Origin of the sequence: Pseudomonas sp. M20 (assembly GCF_045037865.1) — a bacterium.
In the GTDB taxonomy this organism is placed as follows: Bacteria; Pseudomonadota; Gammaproteobacteria; order Pseudomonadales; family Pseudomonadaceae; genus Aquipseudomonas.
In genome coordinates this window covers 5,343,691-5,359,524 of the sequence record NZ_CP173611.1, presented here as the reverse complement: position 1 = coordinate 5,359,524, position 15,834 = coordinate 5,343,691, and the positions used below count along the sequence as shown (strand labels likewise).

The window sequence follows — 15,834 nt, the reverse complement described above, 5'->3', positions numbered from 1 at the left end:
AGCCGGGCGTTCTATCCGTCAGCCATCTCACCTCTCGTGTTTCTGTTTACGCCCCGCGTGCCTATAATGGCTGCCTTTTTCGCCCAATGATTTTGCGGAGCTGGTGATGGCCGAACGTAAGGCTTCTGTCGAGCGCGACACTCTGGAAACCCAGATCAAAGCCTCGATCAACCTTGATGGCACCGGAAAGGCCCGATTCGATATCGGTGTTCCTTTTCTTGAGCACATGCTGGATCAGATCGCCCGTCACGGGTTGATCGACCTGGATATTGAATGCAAGGGCGATCTGCATATCGACGACCACCATACGGTGGAAGACGTTGGTATCACCCTCGGCCAGGCGTTTGCCAAAGCCATCGGCGATAAAAAAGGCATCCGTCGCTACGGCCACGCCTATGTGCCGCTCGATGAAGCGCTGTCGCGCGTGGTGATCGACTTCTCCGGTCGTCCAGGCCTGCAGATGCACGTGCCGTACACCCGCGCCACCGTCGGTGGCTTCGACGTTGACCTGTTCCAGGAATTCTTCCAGGGCTTCGTCAACCACGCACTGGTCAGCCTGCACATCGACAACCTGCGTGGCACCAACACCCACCACCAGATCGAAACCGTGTTCAAGGCTTTCGGCCGCGCGCTGCGCATGGCCGTCGAGCTGGATGAGCGCATGGCCGGGCAAATGCCATCGACCAAAGGCGTTCTGTAATGCAGACGGTTGCAGTTATCGATTACGGCATGGGTAACCTGCACTCGGTGGCCAAGGCCCTCGAGCACGTCGGCGCCGGCAAGGTGTTGATCACCAGCGATGCCAACGTGATTCGCGAAGCTGACCGCGTGGTGTTCCCGGGCGTTGGTGCGATTCGCGATTGCATGGCGGAGATCCGTCGCCTCGGTTTCGATTCGTTGGTGCGCGAAGTCAGTCAGGATCGTCCGTTTCTCGGTATCTGTGTCGGCATGCAAGCGTTGCTCGACACCAGCGAAGAGAACGACGGCGTCGACTGCATCGGCCTGTTTCCGGGCGCGGTGAAGTTCTTCGGCAAAGACCTGCATGAAGACGGCGAACACCTGAAAGTCCCGCACATGGGCTGGAACGAAGTGCAGCAGAAGGTCAGCCACCCGCTGTGGCATGACATTCCGGACATGGCGCGTTTCTACTTCGTGCACAGCTACTACATCGCTGCCGCTAACGCGCGGCAAGTGGTCGGTGGCGGTCATTACGGTGTCGATTTCGCTGCGGCGCTGGCCGACGGCTCGCGTTTCGCTGTGCAGTTCCACCCGGAGAAGAGCCATACCCATGGCCTGCAATTGCTGCAGAACTTCGCCGCGTGGGACGGTCGCTGGTAAATGGCTGCCAAGAAGTCCAAACCGCCGATCCTGACCCTCACTCCCGAACAGGAGAACGAGGCCAATCGCAAGATTCAGCGGTTCATGGAAGACCGTTTCGAACTCGATCTGGGTTCGTTCGAAGCGGCGGAAATTCTTGAGCTGTTTACCCGCGAAATTGCTCCGCACTATTACAACAGGGCGATTTTCGATGTGCAGACCCACCTCAAAGAGCGGTTTGAAAGCATCGAAAGCGACCTGTGGGCGCTCGAAAAAAATTAGGAGCAGCTGCAAGCCGCAAGCTTCAAGCTGCAAGAACTGGTACACCGCATGCTCGCAGCTAGTCGCTTGCAGCTTGCCGCTCTTTTGACGAAGGAAAAAGCATGCTGATTATTCCCGCTATCGATCTTAAAGACGGTGCCTGCGTACGTCTGCGCCAGGGCCGCATGGAAGATTCCACGGTGTTCTCCGATGACCCGGTGAGCATGGCTGCCAAGTGGGTGGAGGGCGGTTGCCGCCGTCTGCATCTAGTCGATCTGAACGGTGCTTTCGAAGGTCAGCCAGTCAATGGCGAAGTGGTCACCGCAATCGCCAAACGCTACCCGACCCTGCCGATCCAGATCGGTGGCGGCATCCGTTCGCTGGAAACCATCGAGCACTACGTCAAGGCTGGCGTCAGCTACGTGATCATCGGCACCAAAGCCGTTAAAGATCCGGCGTTCGTCGCTGAAGCGTGCCGTGCGTTCCCGGGCAAGATCATCGTCGGTCTGGATGCCAAAGACGGTTTCGTCGCCACCGATGGCTGGGCTGAAATCAGCACCGTGCAGGTCATCGATCTGGCCAAGCAGTTTGAAGCCGACGGCGTCTCCTCGATCGTTTATACCGACATCGCCAAAGACGGCATGATGCAGGGCTGCAACGTACCGTTCACCGCTGCGCTGGCCGCTGCCACGAAGATCCCGGTGATCGCTTCCGGCGGTATCCACAATCTGGGTGACATCAAGTCGCTGCTCGACGCCAAGGCGCCGGGCATCATCGGCGCCATCACGGGCCGGGCGATCTACGAAGGCACCCTCGACGTCGCCGAAGCGCAAGCTTTCTGCGATTCGTACCAAGGCTGAGGACTGACCATGGCGCTGGCCAAACGTATCATCCCTTGCCTGGACGTGGACAACGGCCGGGTCGTCAAAGGTGTGAAGTTCGAAAACATCCGCGACGCCGGTGACCCGGTGGAAATCGCCCGTCGCTACGACGAGCAGGGTGCCGACGAGATTACCTTTCTCGACATCACCGCCAGCGTCGATGGCCGTGACACCACGCTACACACCGTCGAGCGCATGGCCAGTCAGGTGTTCATTCCGCTGACCGTCGGCGGTGGTGTGCGTACCGTGCAGGACATTCGCAATCTGCTGAATGCCGGCGCGGACAAGGTATCGATCAACACCGCTGCCGTGTTCAACCCGGAATTCGTCGGTGAAGCGGCGCAGCATTTCGGTTCGCAGTGCATCGTCGTCGCCATCGACGCCAAGAAGGTTTCCGGCCCGGGCGAAACCCCGCGCTGGGAAATCTTCACCCATGGCGGGCGCAAGCCAACCGGCCTCGACGCGGTCGAGTGGGCGAAGAAAATGGAAGGCCTCGGTGCCGGTGAAATCCTGCTGACCAGCATGGATCAGGACGGCATGAAAAACGGTTTCGACCTCGGTGTCACCCGCGCTATCAGCGATGCGCTGGGCATTCCGGTGATCGCTTCCGGCGGTGTCGGTAACCTGCAGCATCTGGCCGACGGCATCCTCGAAGGCCACGCCAGCGCAGTCTTGGCGGCGAGTATTTTCCACTTCGGCGAATACACCGTTCAGGAAGCCAAGGCCTACATGGCCAAACGCGGCATCGTGATGCGCTAAGCTCAAAATCGATACAGGCCAGTGGACACCATGGCGCACCCAAGGCACTCTTGGGCACGCCATGGATTTCGGTAGCCCGACATGATCAAACGCCTGCTTCTTGTTCTCGCCAGCACATCAATGTTGCTCATCAACACTGTCCGGGCCGAAAACAGTCCCGACACCGATCTGGTGCTTCTCACCGAAAACTTCCCGCCGTACAACATGGCGAAAGATGGCAAGAACTTCGCCAAAGGCGAGAACATCAATGGCATCGCCACTGACATCGTCCGTGAAGTGTTCCAGCGTGCCGGCATCACCTATAGCCTGACCCTGCGTTTTCCATGGGAGCGTGTCTATAAACTGGCTTTGGAAAATCCCGGTTACGGCGCCTTTGTGATGGCGCGTCTGCCAGACCGCGAAAAACTCTTCAAATGGGTTGGTCCCATCGGTCCCGATGACTGGATCATGCTGGCCAAGGCTGACAGCAAGATCACCCTCGAAACCCTCAATGATGCGCGTAGATACAAGATCGGCGCCTACAAGGGCGATGCGATTGCCGAGACATTGACCAAACAAGGCCTGAAGCCGATCGTGGTACTGCGCGATCAGGACAACGCGAAGAAACTCGTCAATGGCCAGATTGATCTGTGGGCCACTGGTGATCCTGCCGGCCGTTATCTGGCACGGCAGGATGGGGTCACCGGCCTGAAAACCGTGCTGCGCTTCAACAGTGCCGAGTTGTACCTGGCGCTGAACAAGGACGTCTCCGATGAAGTCGTCGCCAGGCTTCAGGCTGCGCTGGATCAGCTGCGCAAGGAAGGTGTGGTCGACGAAATCATGGCGCGCTATCTATAGCAACCTCCAGGTCCGGTTGTGGTTGCGCGCTAACGTTGGTGCCATCGATGTCCGGATCTGCCGGGGTGTCTGTCTTCAGTGGCGGACATGCGCTGACGACCGCGACGGACTCCGGCGGATATTGCGTCAACAGCACGCTTGAATCGTCGGTATAACCAAAGTCGACCGCTACTTGAGTGCCGTCTTCCCGTACCAACTCGTAATGGCTTTGCAGCTGATAAACCGCGACGGCTGTTTGCTTCGGCGCCATGCCAATCACCACTTGAGGTCGTAGCTCGTTCCAGCCGCTGGAAGACGTCTCGGTGTGGGTCAAACTCTTCGGCAGGCAGGCTGAGAACTTTGTCAGGCGGATATCGCTGAGAGGCATGGTCGGCCAGGCTTTGACGATTTCCATGGCGGTAAAACCCTGGAACATGCGCATCGTCACCGCGTTTTGCGCACGCGGCGCCGTCCATTTAACGGCCCGATACTTGTCCGACTCATTGCGTTCGTGACCAATGAGCAAGTATTCGTCAGTTCTTTTCAGTGCGTAGTAGGGCGAATTGCGAAATTGTTCGCCGGGATGAGCATGGTCTCGCACTACAAACCAAGGCAGGTGGGCAATCTGGGTGACAGTGGCAGGTTCGTTTACTGCGGGCTTCGCGTACCCGGTCAGAATCGGAATTGGCGGCGGTGCGCTGACTTGTAGCGGGATTTGCATGCGCAGGCTGTACGCCGTCGAGGGTGCTACAGGCTTGCTATAACCCTGGATGCCCACGAAGGTGCAGGGCGCAAAATGGATGTCGCCTGCGGCGGCAGTCGGCGGTTCGATGCCAAAGGCGCTGAAACTGAGTTTGGCGCCGCTGCCCTTGTCATTCCAGATCAACTCGCCGACGTTCGCTGCGATCACCAGGTCGAGCCTGACGCAGCGCACCGAGTTCAACGAAGGTTTGCAGTGATCGTTGGAGCACACGAGCCCCAGAGCGACGTAGCCTACAGGGGCCAAAGGTCGCCAGATCGACATGGGTGTGACACTGGGCGCCCCGGTTTCTTTCCAGACAAGTTCAAAGTCGACAGGGCGGGCCAGTGCCTTCCCTTTAGTGCTCTGGGCCCCTTCCATATCTTTCTCGCAGACCACCGCTGCGACCATTTCGCCATTGATATTGGTGCCGCCGGGAATGAGCACGTCGCCCAGCGGAAAGTAGCCCGGCAATGCATCCGGAGCAGGGGTGGGGCGCCAGAACGTGGCGGGTTTTGCTTTGGAACCGTTGGTGCTCCAGACCCGGTGAAACTCCGTGGTGAAGTTGATCAGCAGATTGTCCTGCGTGATCGGTTCCATCTGCTTGGGATGGGCTGCGGTGTTGTCTTCGATAGTCATGATGATTCCTGATAGTTGAAAGCGACGCGAGGGCGTCACGACCTGTTGCAGGTCGCACTATCGGGAACGGAGATGGTTATCGGGTGGTAACTATGTATGTGTCAGCGTCACAAAGTGCTACCGATACACGCCGTCCTTGCCATGGCCAGCCATGGCGCGATTGCTGCGTACGCTGATCATCTGTTTGATATCGATCCACTCGATGCCCTGAGCCTTCAACTTCGGCAATTCGCGCTCCAGCACCGCCAGCGTTTGCGGATACGGATGGCCGATCATCACCGCCGAACCCTGTTTGCGCGCCAGGTTGATCGCAGTCTGCAGTTGCGTGTAAATCGCGGTTTCAGTGCGCTCGTCATCAAGGAACACATCCCGCGACACGCTGGCCAGATCGATCTTCTGCGCCTGCTGCGCGGCGACGGTCTGGGCGCTGGTGCGGCTATCGACGAAGAACTTGTGCCGGCGCTGCAATTCGCCCATCAACCATGCCATCGCCACTGGCTGCGCGGTCATGCGGCTGCCCATGTGGTTATTGATGCCGGCGGTGTACGGGACCATTTTGAACGCGGCGTTCAGGCGTTTTTCCAGTTCTTCGATGGGCAGTTCGGGGTGCCAGGCGAACGGCCCGGTGGCCGGATCCATTGGCATATGCAGAATGACAATCTTGCCGGCGCGATGGGCTTCGCGGGCAAATTCGGTGGCGTGCGGGGTATCAGGCATGATCGCCGTGGTCACCGGGCCGGGCAGGGCCAGCACGCGGCGATCCCGGGGCAGGTTCTGCCCCAGGTCATCGATGATCAGTGTCAGGTAGGCTTTGTGCGGCGTTGAGCTGGCGGGCTCCGCATGAGCAGCACCCGCCAGACAGCACAACAGAATGAAGACGAAACGCAAAGACATCCTCAGCGGCCGGATGTGATGCTCAGCCCTTTGAGCAGGCTCAGGGCCTGGGCCAATTGGTAATCGTCATCCTGCGGCATGGCTTTGGGCTTGGCGCCGGAGCCGGTCGGTTTGTCCGCGCCGCCGTTGCCGTTGCCCAAGTGACCTTGCAGGTCGGCTTCCTTGAAGTAATCGCCGTCCGCCTCGTTGGTGATCTTGGCTTTGCGCACTTCGATGTCCGGGACGATGCCCTGCGCCTGAATCGAGCGGCCGTTCGGCGTGAAGTACAGCGCCGTGGTGATCTTCAGTGCACGGTCGTTGTTCAGCGGCAGCACGGTTTGTACCGAGCCTTTGCCGAAACTGGTGGTGCCCATGACCACCGCGCGTTTTTGATCCTGCAGGGCACCGGCGACGATTTCCGAGGCCGAGGCACTGCCACCGTTGATCAACACAACCATCGGCACCGCTTCGCTTTCGTCTTTGCCGGTGGCCGAGAAGCGCAGTTCGGAATTGGCGATCCGGCCTTTGGTGTAGACGATCAGACCTTTGGTGATGAAGTGGTCGACCACTTCCACCGCCGCCTGCAACACGCCGCCCGGGTTGTTGCGCAGGTCGAGAATGATGCCGTTGAGCTTCTTGCCGTTGTCCTTGCGCAGCTTGGCCAGGGCCTTGGAGACCTCTTCGCCGGTCTTGACCTGGAACTGGGTGATGCGGATGTACGCGTAGCCGGTTTCCAGCAGCTGCGCCTTGACGCTCTTCACCTGAATCACCGCACGGGCCAGAGTCACGTCGAATGGCGTGCCGCCGTCGCGTACCAAGGTCAGGGTGATTTTCTGGCCGATCTTGCCGCGCATCTTGTCCACGGCTTCGGTCATGGTCTGGCCGCGCGTTGGCGCACCATTGATCTTGACGATGAAGTCGCCGGCCTGAATACCGGCCTTCGACGCCGGGGTGTCATCGATTGGCGAGACCACTTTGATGAAACCGTCTTCGGCGCCGACTTCGATGCCCAGGCCGCCGAATTCACCGCTGGTGCTTTCCTGCAGCTCGGTGAAATCTTCAGGGCCAAGGTAGGCCGAGTGCGGATCAAGGTTGCTGAGCATGCCCTTGATCGCGTTTTCCAGCAGGGTCTTGTCGTCCACCGGCTCGACGTAAGCGGCTTTGATCCGGTCCATGACCTCGGCAAAGGTGCGCAACTCTTCCAGCGGCAACGGCGCCTTGGAGGTCGCGGCAGTGCCTGCCGGAGCGACGGCCGGGGCCGGTTGCGCGGCGAACGCCAGAGGCGCGCCGATCACCAGGGCGATCGTCAGGGCCAGCGAGGTAAGGCGGGACAAATGCAGCATGTCGAACGAACTCCTAATGTAGGTGACTCAACGCCTATCCTTGCGCGCGGCACCATTGCGCCGGATCACTCGGGTGACCCTGCTGACGAATTGCGAAATACAGTGCTGATGTGTCCTGACCGCCACTATTACCGACAGTGGAGATGGACTCACCGGCTTTAACCACATCACCGGCCGACTTGAGCAGCGTCTGGTTGTGACCGTAAAGACTCAGAAAACCGTTGCCGTGATCGAGGATCACCAGCAGACCGGCGCCACGCAACCAGTCGGCAAACACCACACGACCACCGTGTACGGCATGCACCTGGCTGCCGGCGGAGGCGCTGATCATCACGCCGTCCCACTTGGTCCGGGCATCGTCGCCACGGCTTTCGCCGAAGCGTGCCAGCAGTCGACCATCAACCGGCCAAGGAAGTTTTCCCCGGGTTGCAGCAAAAGGGCCGCCGAAGGTCTCGCCGCTGCTGGAGACCAGCGCGCCTGGAGTGGATCTGGCGGGTTTTCGTGGGGCGTCGCTGTTTTCAGCCTGCGCCTCACGCAAACGCTTTTTTTCCGCTTCCTGCTGGGCGATCAGCGCTTTCTGCCGCGCTTCTTCTGCCTCACGTGCCTGGCGGGCCAGGGTTTCTTCAATGGTTTTAAGGACTTTAGACAGGTCTGCCTGATCCTGCTCGCGGGCGGCGAGTTTCTGGTCGCGGGCTTTCACGTCATCGTTGAGCTTGGCGAGGACCTGCTGACGTTCCTTGCGAACATTTTCCAGTTCGTCGCGCTGGGTATCGAGGCTGCTTTTCTGCACCAGCAACTGTGCCTGCTGGGCAGCAATGTCTTTTTCGACATTGGCCAGCTGGCGCAGGGTTTCGTTGAAGTTCTTCAACTGCTCCAGGCGGGCCTGGCTCAGGTAATCGTAATAGGTGAGGGTGCGGGCGAATTTCTCGGGGTTCTGCTGGTTGAGCAGCAGCTTGAGGTATTCCTGGCGACCGTTCTGATAAGCCGCACGGGCCTGAATGGCGATCAGTCGCTGCTGTTCAGTGCGCGCGCTCTGGAGTTTTTTTTTCTCTGCATCGAGACGCTGCAGCTCGGATTCGCTTTTCTGCAGTTCTTTCTGCAGTGCGTCGACCTGCTTCTGCAGTTTACCCAGCTCGGTTTCAGTGCCCTTGAGCTCTTTCTGAACGCCGGACTTTTCTTCCTGGACTTTGCCCAGCAGCTTTTTCAGCTCGGCAATGTCCTGACGCGTGGCGTCCAACTGCTGTTGGGTTTGCGCGCGCTCGTCAGCGAAGGCCGGTTGGAGCAGGCATGTCAGAGCAAGGGCGATCAGGACGCGAAGCATAGGGGCGGGCGGCACCAGGGTAATGGACGGCCTAGTATGCCCGCCCGAGGCTGCAAAAAAAACGCCCAATTGGGGCTGTGTGATAACTGGCCTGAAAAACACCACAAACCAATGCAGGAGTGAGCCTGCTCGCGATGGCTTACTGATATTCAACAGAGTAGTTGACTGTCAGATGGCTATCGCGAGCAGGCTCACTCCTACAGGGTTTTGTGATGTTTTCTGGACTCGGGTCAGACCAGAATCGAGGTGCCGGTCATTTCCGCCGGTTTTTCCAGACCCAGCAGCTTCAGCATCGTCGGGGCCACGTCCGCCAGCACGCCGCCTTCACGCACTTTCAGGTCACGCTTGCCGACGTAAATGAACGGCACCGGCTCAGTGGTGTGCGCGGTGTGCGCCTGGCCAGTGGATTCGTCAGCCATTTGCTCAACGTTACCGTGGTCAGCAGTGATCAGCGCTTCGCCACCGACTTTTTCCAGTGCTTCAACAATGCGCCCCACGCAAGTGTCGAGGCATTCAACGGCCTTCACGGCTGCGTCAAACACGCCACTATGGCCAACCATGTCACCGTTGGCGTAGTTGACCACGATCACGTCGTAACGCTGGTTTTCGATGGCGTCGACGATGCGATCGGTAACCTCGGGTGCGCTCATTTCCGGCTGCAAGTCGTAAGTGGCGACTTTCGGCGACGGGATCAGGATGCGTTCTTCGCCCGGGAACGGTTCTTCACGACCGCCGGAGAAGAAGAAGGTCACGTGTGCGTACTTCTCGGTTTCAGCGATGCGCAGCTGGGTTTTGCCGTTCTTCGCCAGATAGTCGCCAAGGACGTTTTCCAGGCTGCCCGCCGCGAATGCCGACGGTGCCGGAATACTTGCCGCGTATTGGGTCAGCATGACGAAGCCAGCCAGTTTCGGCTGGCGTGCGCGTTCGAAATCCTTGAAGTCGTCTTCGACGAATACGCGAGTCAGCTCGCGGGCACGGTCGGCGCGGAAGTTCATGAACACCACTGCGTCGCCATCTTCGACTTTTACCGGCTCACCGATGGTAGTGGCTTTAACGAATTCGTCGCTCTCGCCGCGAGCGTAAGCAGCGTCCAGGCCTTCCTGCGCAGTGGCCGCGTTGAACTCGCTGTTGCCGTCGACGATCAGGTTGTACGCCTGAGCGACACGATCCCAGCGATTGTCGCGGTCCATGGCGAAGTAGCGGCCGACAATGCTGGCAATGCGGCCCTTGCCGAGTGCCTGGAAGGTCGCGTCGAGCAACTCGATCGACGACGCAGCGCTTTTCGGCGGCGTATCGCGGCCATCAAGGAAAGCGTGCAGATAGATTTTTTCAGCGCCACGCTTGAAGGCCAGTTCGGCCATGGCGATCAAGTGATCCTGGTGGCTGTGCACGCCGCCATCGGACAACAGGCCCATGAAGTGCACGGCTTTACCGGCGGCCACGGCTTTATCCACAGCGGCGCAGATGGTCGGGTTCTCGAAGAATTCGCCGTCGCGGATCGACTTGGTCACGCGGGTGAAGTCCTGATACACCACGCGGCCGGCGCCGAGGTTCATGTGGCCGACTTCGGAGTTGCCCATCTGGCCGTCCGGCAGACCGACGTCCATGCCGCTGCCCGAGATCAAGCCGTTGGGCACGGTGGCCCACAGGCGATCAAGGACGGGCTTCTTCGCCGCAAAAACGGCATTGGATTCAGGGCTGTCGCTGTGACCGAAGCCGTCGAGAATCATCAGGACCAAAGGTTTAGGCGTAGTCGTCATGGAATCCACTCGTGGCTAATAAAGAAGAGGGCGATGGAAAAGGGAGTTGGAGTTTAAAGCTAAGTTCCGACCGCGTCACCGCCGGACGGGGTTTGGCCGACCATAGTGGCTGTGTATACTGGCCGACATTTTAACGCCCTGGAACCTCCTTCGATGGTTGCTCACCTGATTGAATTTGCCACTAACCACTACATTCTTGTCGGTATCTTCGTCGTACTGCTGGCTCTGCTGCTGGCGCACACGATGCAGGGCGGCGGTAAAAGCCTGAGCACCGGCGAGCTGACCGCGTTGGTCAACAAAGACGCAGGCGTGGTGGTGGACATCCGTCCGGCCAAGGATTTCGCTGCCGGCCACATCGTTGGCGCGATCAACATTCCCCAGGACAAACTGGCTGCGCGCGTCGCCGAGCTGGAAAAACACAAGGCCAAGACCATTATTCTGGTCGACGCCCTGGGCCAGACCGCCGGCACCCACGCTCGCGAGCTGATGAAATCCGGCTTCACCGCCGCCAAGCTGTCCGGCGGGATTTCCAGCTGGAAAGGCGACAACCTGCCGTTGGTGAAGTGATATGAGCGACGTCATCGTCTACTCCAGCGATTACTGCCCTTACTGCATGCGAGCCAAGCAATTGCTCGCGAACAAAGGTGTGGCCTTCGAAGAGATCAAGGTCGATGGCAAGCCGCAGATTCGTGCTGCCATGAGCCAGAAGGCCGGACGCACCTCCGTGCCGCAGATCTGGATCGGCGACAAGCACATCGGCGGTTGTGATGATTTGTATGCCCTGGAGCGCGCGGGCAAACTCGACGCGCTGCTCAAGGCCTGAACGGCTGCACCCACGTACAGCACTCCCTAAAAGACCCAAGATCGATAAGGATCTGAGATGACTGACCAACAGAACACTGCAGCCAGCGAAGAAGAAACCGCACCGCAATTCTCCTTGCAGCGCATCTACGTACGCGACCTGTCCTTCGAAGCCCCGAAAAGCCCGGCGATCTTCCGCCAGCAGTGGGATCCGGCAGTCGCGCTGGATCTGAACACTCGCCAGAAAGCGCTGGAAGGTGATTTCTACGAAGTCGTGCTGACCCTGTCCGTCACCGTGAAAAACGGTGAAGAAGTCGCCTTCATCGCTGAAGTGCAACAGGCCGGTATCTTCCTGATCAAGAACCTCGACGCGGCTTCGATGAGCCACACCCTGGGTGCGTTCTGCCCGAACATCCTGTTCCCGTACGCGCGCGAAACCCTGGACAGCCTGGTGACCCGCGGTTCGTTCCCGGCACTGATGCTGGCTCCGGTGAATTTCGATGCCCTGTACGCGCAAGAGCTGCAGCGCATGCAGGAAAGCGGCGAGACGCCAACCGTTCAGTAAGACGGTTTAGCAACACCCCATGTGGGAGCGAGCCTGCTCGCGATAGCGGTCTGTCAGACACATCAATGTTGACTGACACTCCGTAATCGCGAGCAGGCTCGCTCCCACATTTGTTTTGTAGTGTTATTTAAAGTCGTTCTGGCGCCAGGCTTCGTACACAGCGACGGCCACGGTGTTGGACAGGTTCAGGCTGCGGCAGCCTTCGCGCATCGGCAGGCGCAAGCGCTGGTCGGCAGGCAGGGCGTCGAGCACGTCCGCCGGCAGCCCACGGCTTTCCGGGCCGAACAGAAACGCATCCCCGGGTACGAATGCGGCATCATGGAACGGCCGCGAGCCCTTGGTGGTAAACGCGAACAGTCGCGGGTTGCCGAGGCTTTCCAGGCAACTGGCCAGGTCCGCATGACGTTGCAGCGTGGCATATTCGTGGTAGTCGAGACCGGCACGGCGCAAGCGCTTGTCGTCCATCTCGAAGCCCAACGGTTCGATCAAATGCAGGTGGCAGCCGCTGTTGGCGCACAGCCTGATAACGTTGCCGGTATTCGGCGGAATTTCTGGTTGAAAAAGGATGACGTGAAACATGCACGGCTCCGAAGGTAAAGATGAGCGGCATTCTACGCCGCCTGTGGACAACCGTTCGAAACTATTCCCGCGAGTCATCGGTTCGCTGGCGATTGTCGGCGTGATGATTGGCTTGATGATTGGTCGCCTGACCACGCCGGATCCGACGGTGTTGCAGCAGGTTGACGTGACTGACGGCGGGTTGGTGGTGTGGTTCAACAATGAGCCCAAGCTGCACGGCGAGATCATCGACGGCACGGTGGCGCTGTTGTTCCAGGCTGAAGGCCCTGCGCAGAAGGGCCAGTTCAAACTCAACGGCAAGGACGTGAACTGGCGTACGCGCAAAAGTGACGGTGGCTTGCTGCTGACGGTGCTGGCTGCGCGGCCGCTGCAGGGTGAGTGGACAGGCAGCGAGGCCGAGGACCGCTGGCGGCTGGAGATTCGACTGCAAACGGACTGATTGTAAAATTCCCGTCCTTCTCGTGCTCTCCTACATTTCGTGGCGTTGTTTCTCACTGCGCCAGTCTGCCTTTCCTATCTCCTTCAACACCTGCGCACGCTATCGTACGCTCCTCTTTCAGATCGGCAGGATGCCGATCCCTTCGTCCCTTAGGCAAATGCGAAGGGCGACTTTTTCAAGGATGAAAAAACATGCCAGTAAAACCACCGCGCGGTGGCGGTACCCACGTGGATGTTCCCGGCAGCTCGAATCGATCGGTGGAAGTGGACACTTCGCTCCCCGGTCCCTCAGGCCGCAGAGGCGTCGACTCAGGTATTACTCTCGACAATCCGCATTCGCGCGCCGGCGCTACAGACATTGATGTCATCCATCCGGCTCCGGCCGTCGTCGTTCAGACGATTCCCGCTGAAACTCGTCTGCCAGCATCTCAGCCTTCGCTGGATCATTACGTAGTCAATGCCCGGGCGATACTTCCAGAAATCAACAGTGAAGGTTTAAGGGTTTTTAACAAGCGAACTTACGCTGATGTGGCCGGTGGCGACCTTGTTCTTGTCGCCGTGGATCCGCAAACGGGATTGCATCGAGCCCGACGCACAAGCGAGTTGCTTTTGGGGCCGGTGATGCTGCGCGATGCCGACAGCGGCATCTGGTACCAGCGTGAGGTCGTTGAGCCAGCCACTCGAGCGCAGATCAAACAGTATTTTCCGGATTCGACCGATCAACACGCAGATGACTTTATCGCCCGGTTCAGTGACAAGGATGTGGCGGATGTGGAGCTTAAACGTATTCAGCTCGGGCTACCGCAACTGGGCAGCGAACACGTCAGCATCCCGAACCACCAAAATCACGTACCCGAGTCCCATGAGATATCTGAGGCGTTTGGCATGTGGACCAGGCTACGCCAATTGTACAAGTGGCAAGGTGAGCCTGATCAGCGGGTCTATAACGATGGGCGGCTGTCGGGTTTCAAGCTGGATATCAATCTCACGCTATGGCCAGTCGATAAGTTGCTTTCATTGAAGTTCAACTCAGTCGTTTCTCTTACGTTAAGAGGTCATGCACCGCTGAACCCTGAGGTGTTTTTTGCGCAGTTTCCAAACATTGAAAGTCTGACGGTAACAAGCCAGTTAATCACCAGAAGATCCTTCGGCGCCTCTATATATGAGCGTGCTTACTCAAGATTCAATATGGATTCGCGCTTTACCGAGCAATTAGTGAAGCTCCCCCGTTTAAGAGAATTGAGCCTGCAGGATTGTGACTTACAGGATGATTTTTCGCTGAGGGGCATGACCAGATTGCAGGTGTTGAGGCTTGGTAGAATACAGGCGGCAAGGCTGAGTTATTATCCCGACGACTTGCGCGCTCAGTTGTTTCTTCAACACCCGAGCGTTGTTTTGCTAACGGATCCTGACATCTCCGGGATGACCGAGTTGCGCGTGTTGGACCTGACAGGAGCCGGAATACACCGAATCCCTATCGGGCTTGATGCCGACAGCGGGCCGTCAAGCCTGGAAATATTGAGGCTAGGCGACAATGCGCTTTCTGTCGCACCTTCACTCAAAGCAATGACTGCGTTGCAGGAGCTGGATCTTTCCAACATGGGATTGGATAGATTTCCGGAGGGCATCACCAATGAGATTCCCGGGAAAGTGTTGAACCTTGCGAACAATCGAATTACCTCGGTTCCGGAATCCGTTGAGCTCAGACGGGGCTTCAATCTTATCGGCAATCCAATAACGGATCCGGCCTCACTCCGGCGATTGATACGCGCACGGATAAAAACCGACTCCGATATCTGGTTGGGAGCAGAAAGCAATGATTTGTCGGCAAATCTTTGGCTGCAGCATGTGCCGGCAGGAGAAATGCCTAAAAAACTGGAACTCTGGGACAGCGTTGGCCATCTTTCGAGCAGGCTCCGCAAACTGAGCCGCACGCCTGAGTTTCACGTTGAGTATCCGCTTCTGCAGCGGCGGGTCTGGTGGTTTCTCGAGGTCTACGTCAAAGCTGACGCCAGCGAAAAGGCACGGATGACAGACATTCTGATCAATGAACCCAGCCCCGGAAAGATGCTGGACAGACTGGAAGCGGCAATACGGGAATATGATGCAGGGCGGCAAAACCAGCCCCAGCACCATCTACCCAAACGTCCGAGGCTTGATTAACGCCGGGCTGAACGCCTCGGCGAGCGGTGTAAAAGCGGGAATCCCTGACCTGCCTGTATCAGGGTTCCCAAAACGGCTGGACTTCGCTGCGAGCGTCGGTCCGGTGTAAAGAGGGAACCCCCGGCCTGCCTGTACCAAGGATCCCAAAAGGGTGGGCTCGTCGCGTTGCGGTATGAGCCCGGTATAAAGAGGGGAATCCCCGGCCTGCCTGTACCAAGGTCCCCGAAACGGGTGGTGAAACTAATCACCTGTAAGAGGTGTTGCAGGGGGCGTGCCAGGTTTTAATCTGCTGAAACAAAAAAGCTGGTCAGAAACGCGAAAGCCCCGTACATCGGGGCTTTTGTGTTGATGAAAAAAGGGTTTTCAGTGTTATTAGGGGGAAGTGTGGCGATGCGGCTGTGCGCGATCACGGGTCATTGTGCATTGATGCGGTGCACGGCGGCCCCTCACCCTAACCCTCTCCCTGAGGGAGAGGGGACTGACCGAGTTGCCCGGTCAAGTTACGTCGACCTGAAATACCGAGCCGAGCTCAGGCCTTTTACATCACACAAATCGGCTCCCATTCCCCCTCTCCCCCAT

17 protein-coding genes are annotated in these 15,834 nt (G+C 58.5%); 11 read left to right on the top strand and 6 right to left on the bottom strand.

The features are described 5' to 3' along the window. The first annotated feature begins 106 nt into the window (after window positions 1-106). The 6 genes from hisB (at window position 107) to ACI514_RS23680 (ending at window position 4,055) form a co-directional block, all read left to right on the top strand. Window positions 107-700, top strand: coding sequence for an imidazoleglycerol-phosphate dehydratase HisB (hisB, locus tag ACI514_RS23705; protein WP_007909204.1), 594 nt, complete (start codon window positions 107-109; stop codon window positions 698-700). Next, a complete protein-coding gene (gene hisH / locus ACI514_RS23700) occupies window positions 700-1,338 on the top strand; it encodes an imidazole glycerol phosphate synthase subunit HisH (RefSeq protein ID WP_075947168.1) in 639 nt (212 codons plus the stop codon). The genes hisB and hisH overlap by 1 nt, the downstream gene beginning before the upstream one ends. Continuing rightward, the gene (locus tag ACI514_RS23695) at window positions 1,339-1,599 is read left to right on the top strand and encodes a DUF2164 domain-containing protein (RefSeq protein WP_003220751.1); all 261 of its coding nucleotides are present in this window, start codon (window positions 1,339-1,341) and stop codon (window positions 1,597-1,599) included. It begins immediately after the preceding gene. Between the two features lie 101 nt (window positions 1,600-1,700). After that, window positions 1,701-2,438, top strand: coding sequence for a 1-(5-phosphoribosyl)-5-[(5-phosphoribosylamino)methylideneamino]imidazole-4-carboxamide isomerase (gene hisA / locus ACI514_RS23690; RefSeq protein WP_003220753.1), 738 nt, complete (start codon window positions 1,701-1,703; stop codon window positions 2,436-2,438). Window positions 2,439-2,447: 9 nt separating this feature from the next. After that, window positions 2,448-3,218 (top strand): imidazole glycerol phosphate synthase subunit HisF, encoded by a 771-nt coding sequence (hisF, locus tag ACI514_RS23685; RefSeq protein WP_007909211.1) that lies wholly within the window; start codon window positions 2,448-2,450, stop codon window positions 3,216-3,218. Between the two features lie 81 nt (window positions 3,219-3,299). Further along, on the top strand, window positions 3,300-4,055 hold the full coding sequence (locus ACI514_RS23680; protein WP_405122482.1) for a substrate-binding periplasmic protein: 756 nt from the start codon (window positions 3,300-3,302) through the stop codon (window positions 4,053-4,055). On the opposite strand, the gene ACI514_RS23675 is transcribed toward ACI514_RS23680, so the two are convergent. The 5 genes from ACI514_RS23675 to gpmI form a co-directional block, all read right to left on the bottom strand. Then, complete coding sequence (locus tag ACI514_RS23675) at window positions 4,036-5,412, bottom strand: Vps62-related protein (protein WP_160054994.1); 1,377 nt, start codon at window positions 5,410-5,412, stop codon at window positions 4,036-4,038. The genes ACI514_RS23680 and ACI514_RS23675 overlap by 20 nt on opposite strands. A gap of 117 nt (window positions 5,413-5,529) precedes the next feature. Then, window positions 5,530-6,306 (bottom strand): divergent polysaccharide deacetylase family protein, encoded by a 777-nt coding sequence (locus ACI514_RS23670; protein WP_405122481.1) that lies wholly within the window; start codon window positions 6,304-6,306, stop codon window positions 5,530-5,532. 2 nt (window positions 6,307-6,308) lie between these two features. After that, complete coding sequence (locus ACI514_RS23665) at window positions 6,309-7,628, bottom strand: S41 family peptidase (RefSeq protein WP_016986344.1); 1,320 nt, start codon at window positions 7,626-7,628, stop codon at window positions 6,309-6,311. Between the two features lie 34 nt (window positions 7,629-7,662). After that, entirely contained in the window at window positions 7,663-8,949 is a 1,287-nt protein-coding gene (locus ACI514_RS23660) for a murein hydrolase activator EnvC (protein ID WP_116029274.1), read from the bottom strand. Between the two features lie 230 nt (window positions 8,950-9,179). Next, window positions 9,180-10,709, bottom strand: coding sequence for a 2,3-bisphosphoglycerate-independent phosphoglycerate mutase (gene gpmI / locus ACI514_RS23655; RefSeq protein WP_405122480.1), 1,530 nt, complete (start codon window positions 10,707-10,709; stop codon window positions 9,180-9,182). 153 nt (window positions 10,710-10,862) lie between these two features. On the opposite strand from gpmI, the gene ACI514_RS23650 reads away from it, so the two are divergent. Genes ACI514_RS23650 through secB form a run of 3 tightly spaced genes read left to right on the top strand, consistent with a single transcriptional unit; the run spans window position 10,863 to window position 12,075 of the window. Next, window positions 10,863-11,276 carry a rhodanese-like domain-containing protein gene (locus tag ACI514_RS23650; RefSeq protein WP_077570333.1) on the top strand — a complete coding sequence of 138 codons (414 nt, stop codon included), beginning with the start codon at window positions 10,863-10,865 and terminating at the stop codon, window positions 11,274-11,276. A gap of 1 nt (window position 11,277) precedes the next feature. Continuing rightward, window positions 11,278-11,532, top strand: a complete 255-nt coding sequence (gene grxC / locus ACI514_RS23645; RefSeq protein ID WP_160055005.1) for a glutaredoxin 3 — start codon at window positions 11,278-11,280, stop codon at window positions 11,530-11,532. A gap of 57 nt (window positions 11,533-11,589) precedes the next feature. After that, window positions 11,590-12,075 carry a protein-export chaperone SecB gene (gene secB / locus ACI514_RS23640; RefSeq protein WP_007909233.1) on the top strand — a complete coding sequence of 162 codons (486 nt, stop codon included), beginning with the start codon at window positions 11,590-11,592 and terminating at the stop codon, window positions 12,073-12,075. 123 nt (window positions 12,076-12,198) lie between these two features. On the opposite strand, the gene trmL is transcribed toward secB, so the two are convergent. Next, entirely contained in the window at window positions 12,199-12,654 is a 456-nt protein-coding gene (gene trmL, locus ACI514_RS23635) for a tRNA (uridine(34)/cytosine(34)/5-carboxymethylaminomethyluridine(34)-2'-O)-methyltransferase TrmL (RefSeq protein ID WP_065615411.1), read from the bottom strand. Between trmL and ACI514_RS23630 the strand changes: the two genes are divergently transcribed. Both ACI514_RS23630 and ACI514_RS23625 read left to right on the top strand, forming a co-directional pair. Continuing rightward, window positions 12,653-13,093 carry a hypothetical protein gene (locus tag ACI514_RS23630; protein ID WP_160055008.1) on the top strand — a complete coding sequence of 147 codons (441 nt, stop codon included), beginning with the start codon at window positions 12,653-12,655 and terminating at the stop codon, window positions 13,091-13,093. The genes trmL and ACI514_RS23630 overlap by 2 nt on opposite strands. Before the next feature lie 191 nt (window positions 13,094-13,284). Further along, entirely contained in the window at window positions 13,285-15,255 is a 1,971-nt protein-coding gene (locus ACI514_RS23625; protein WP_405122479.1) for a leucine-rich repeat domain-containing protein, read from the top strand. The last annotated feature ends 579 nt before the right edge of the window (window positions 15,256-15,834 follow it).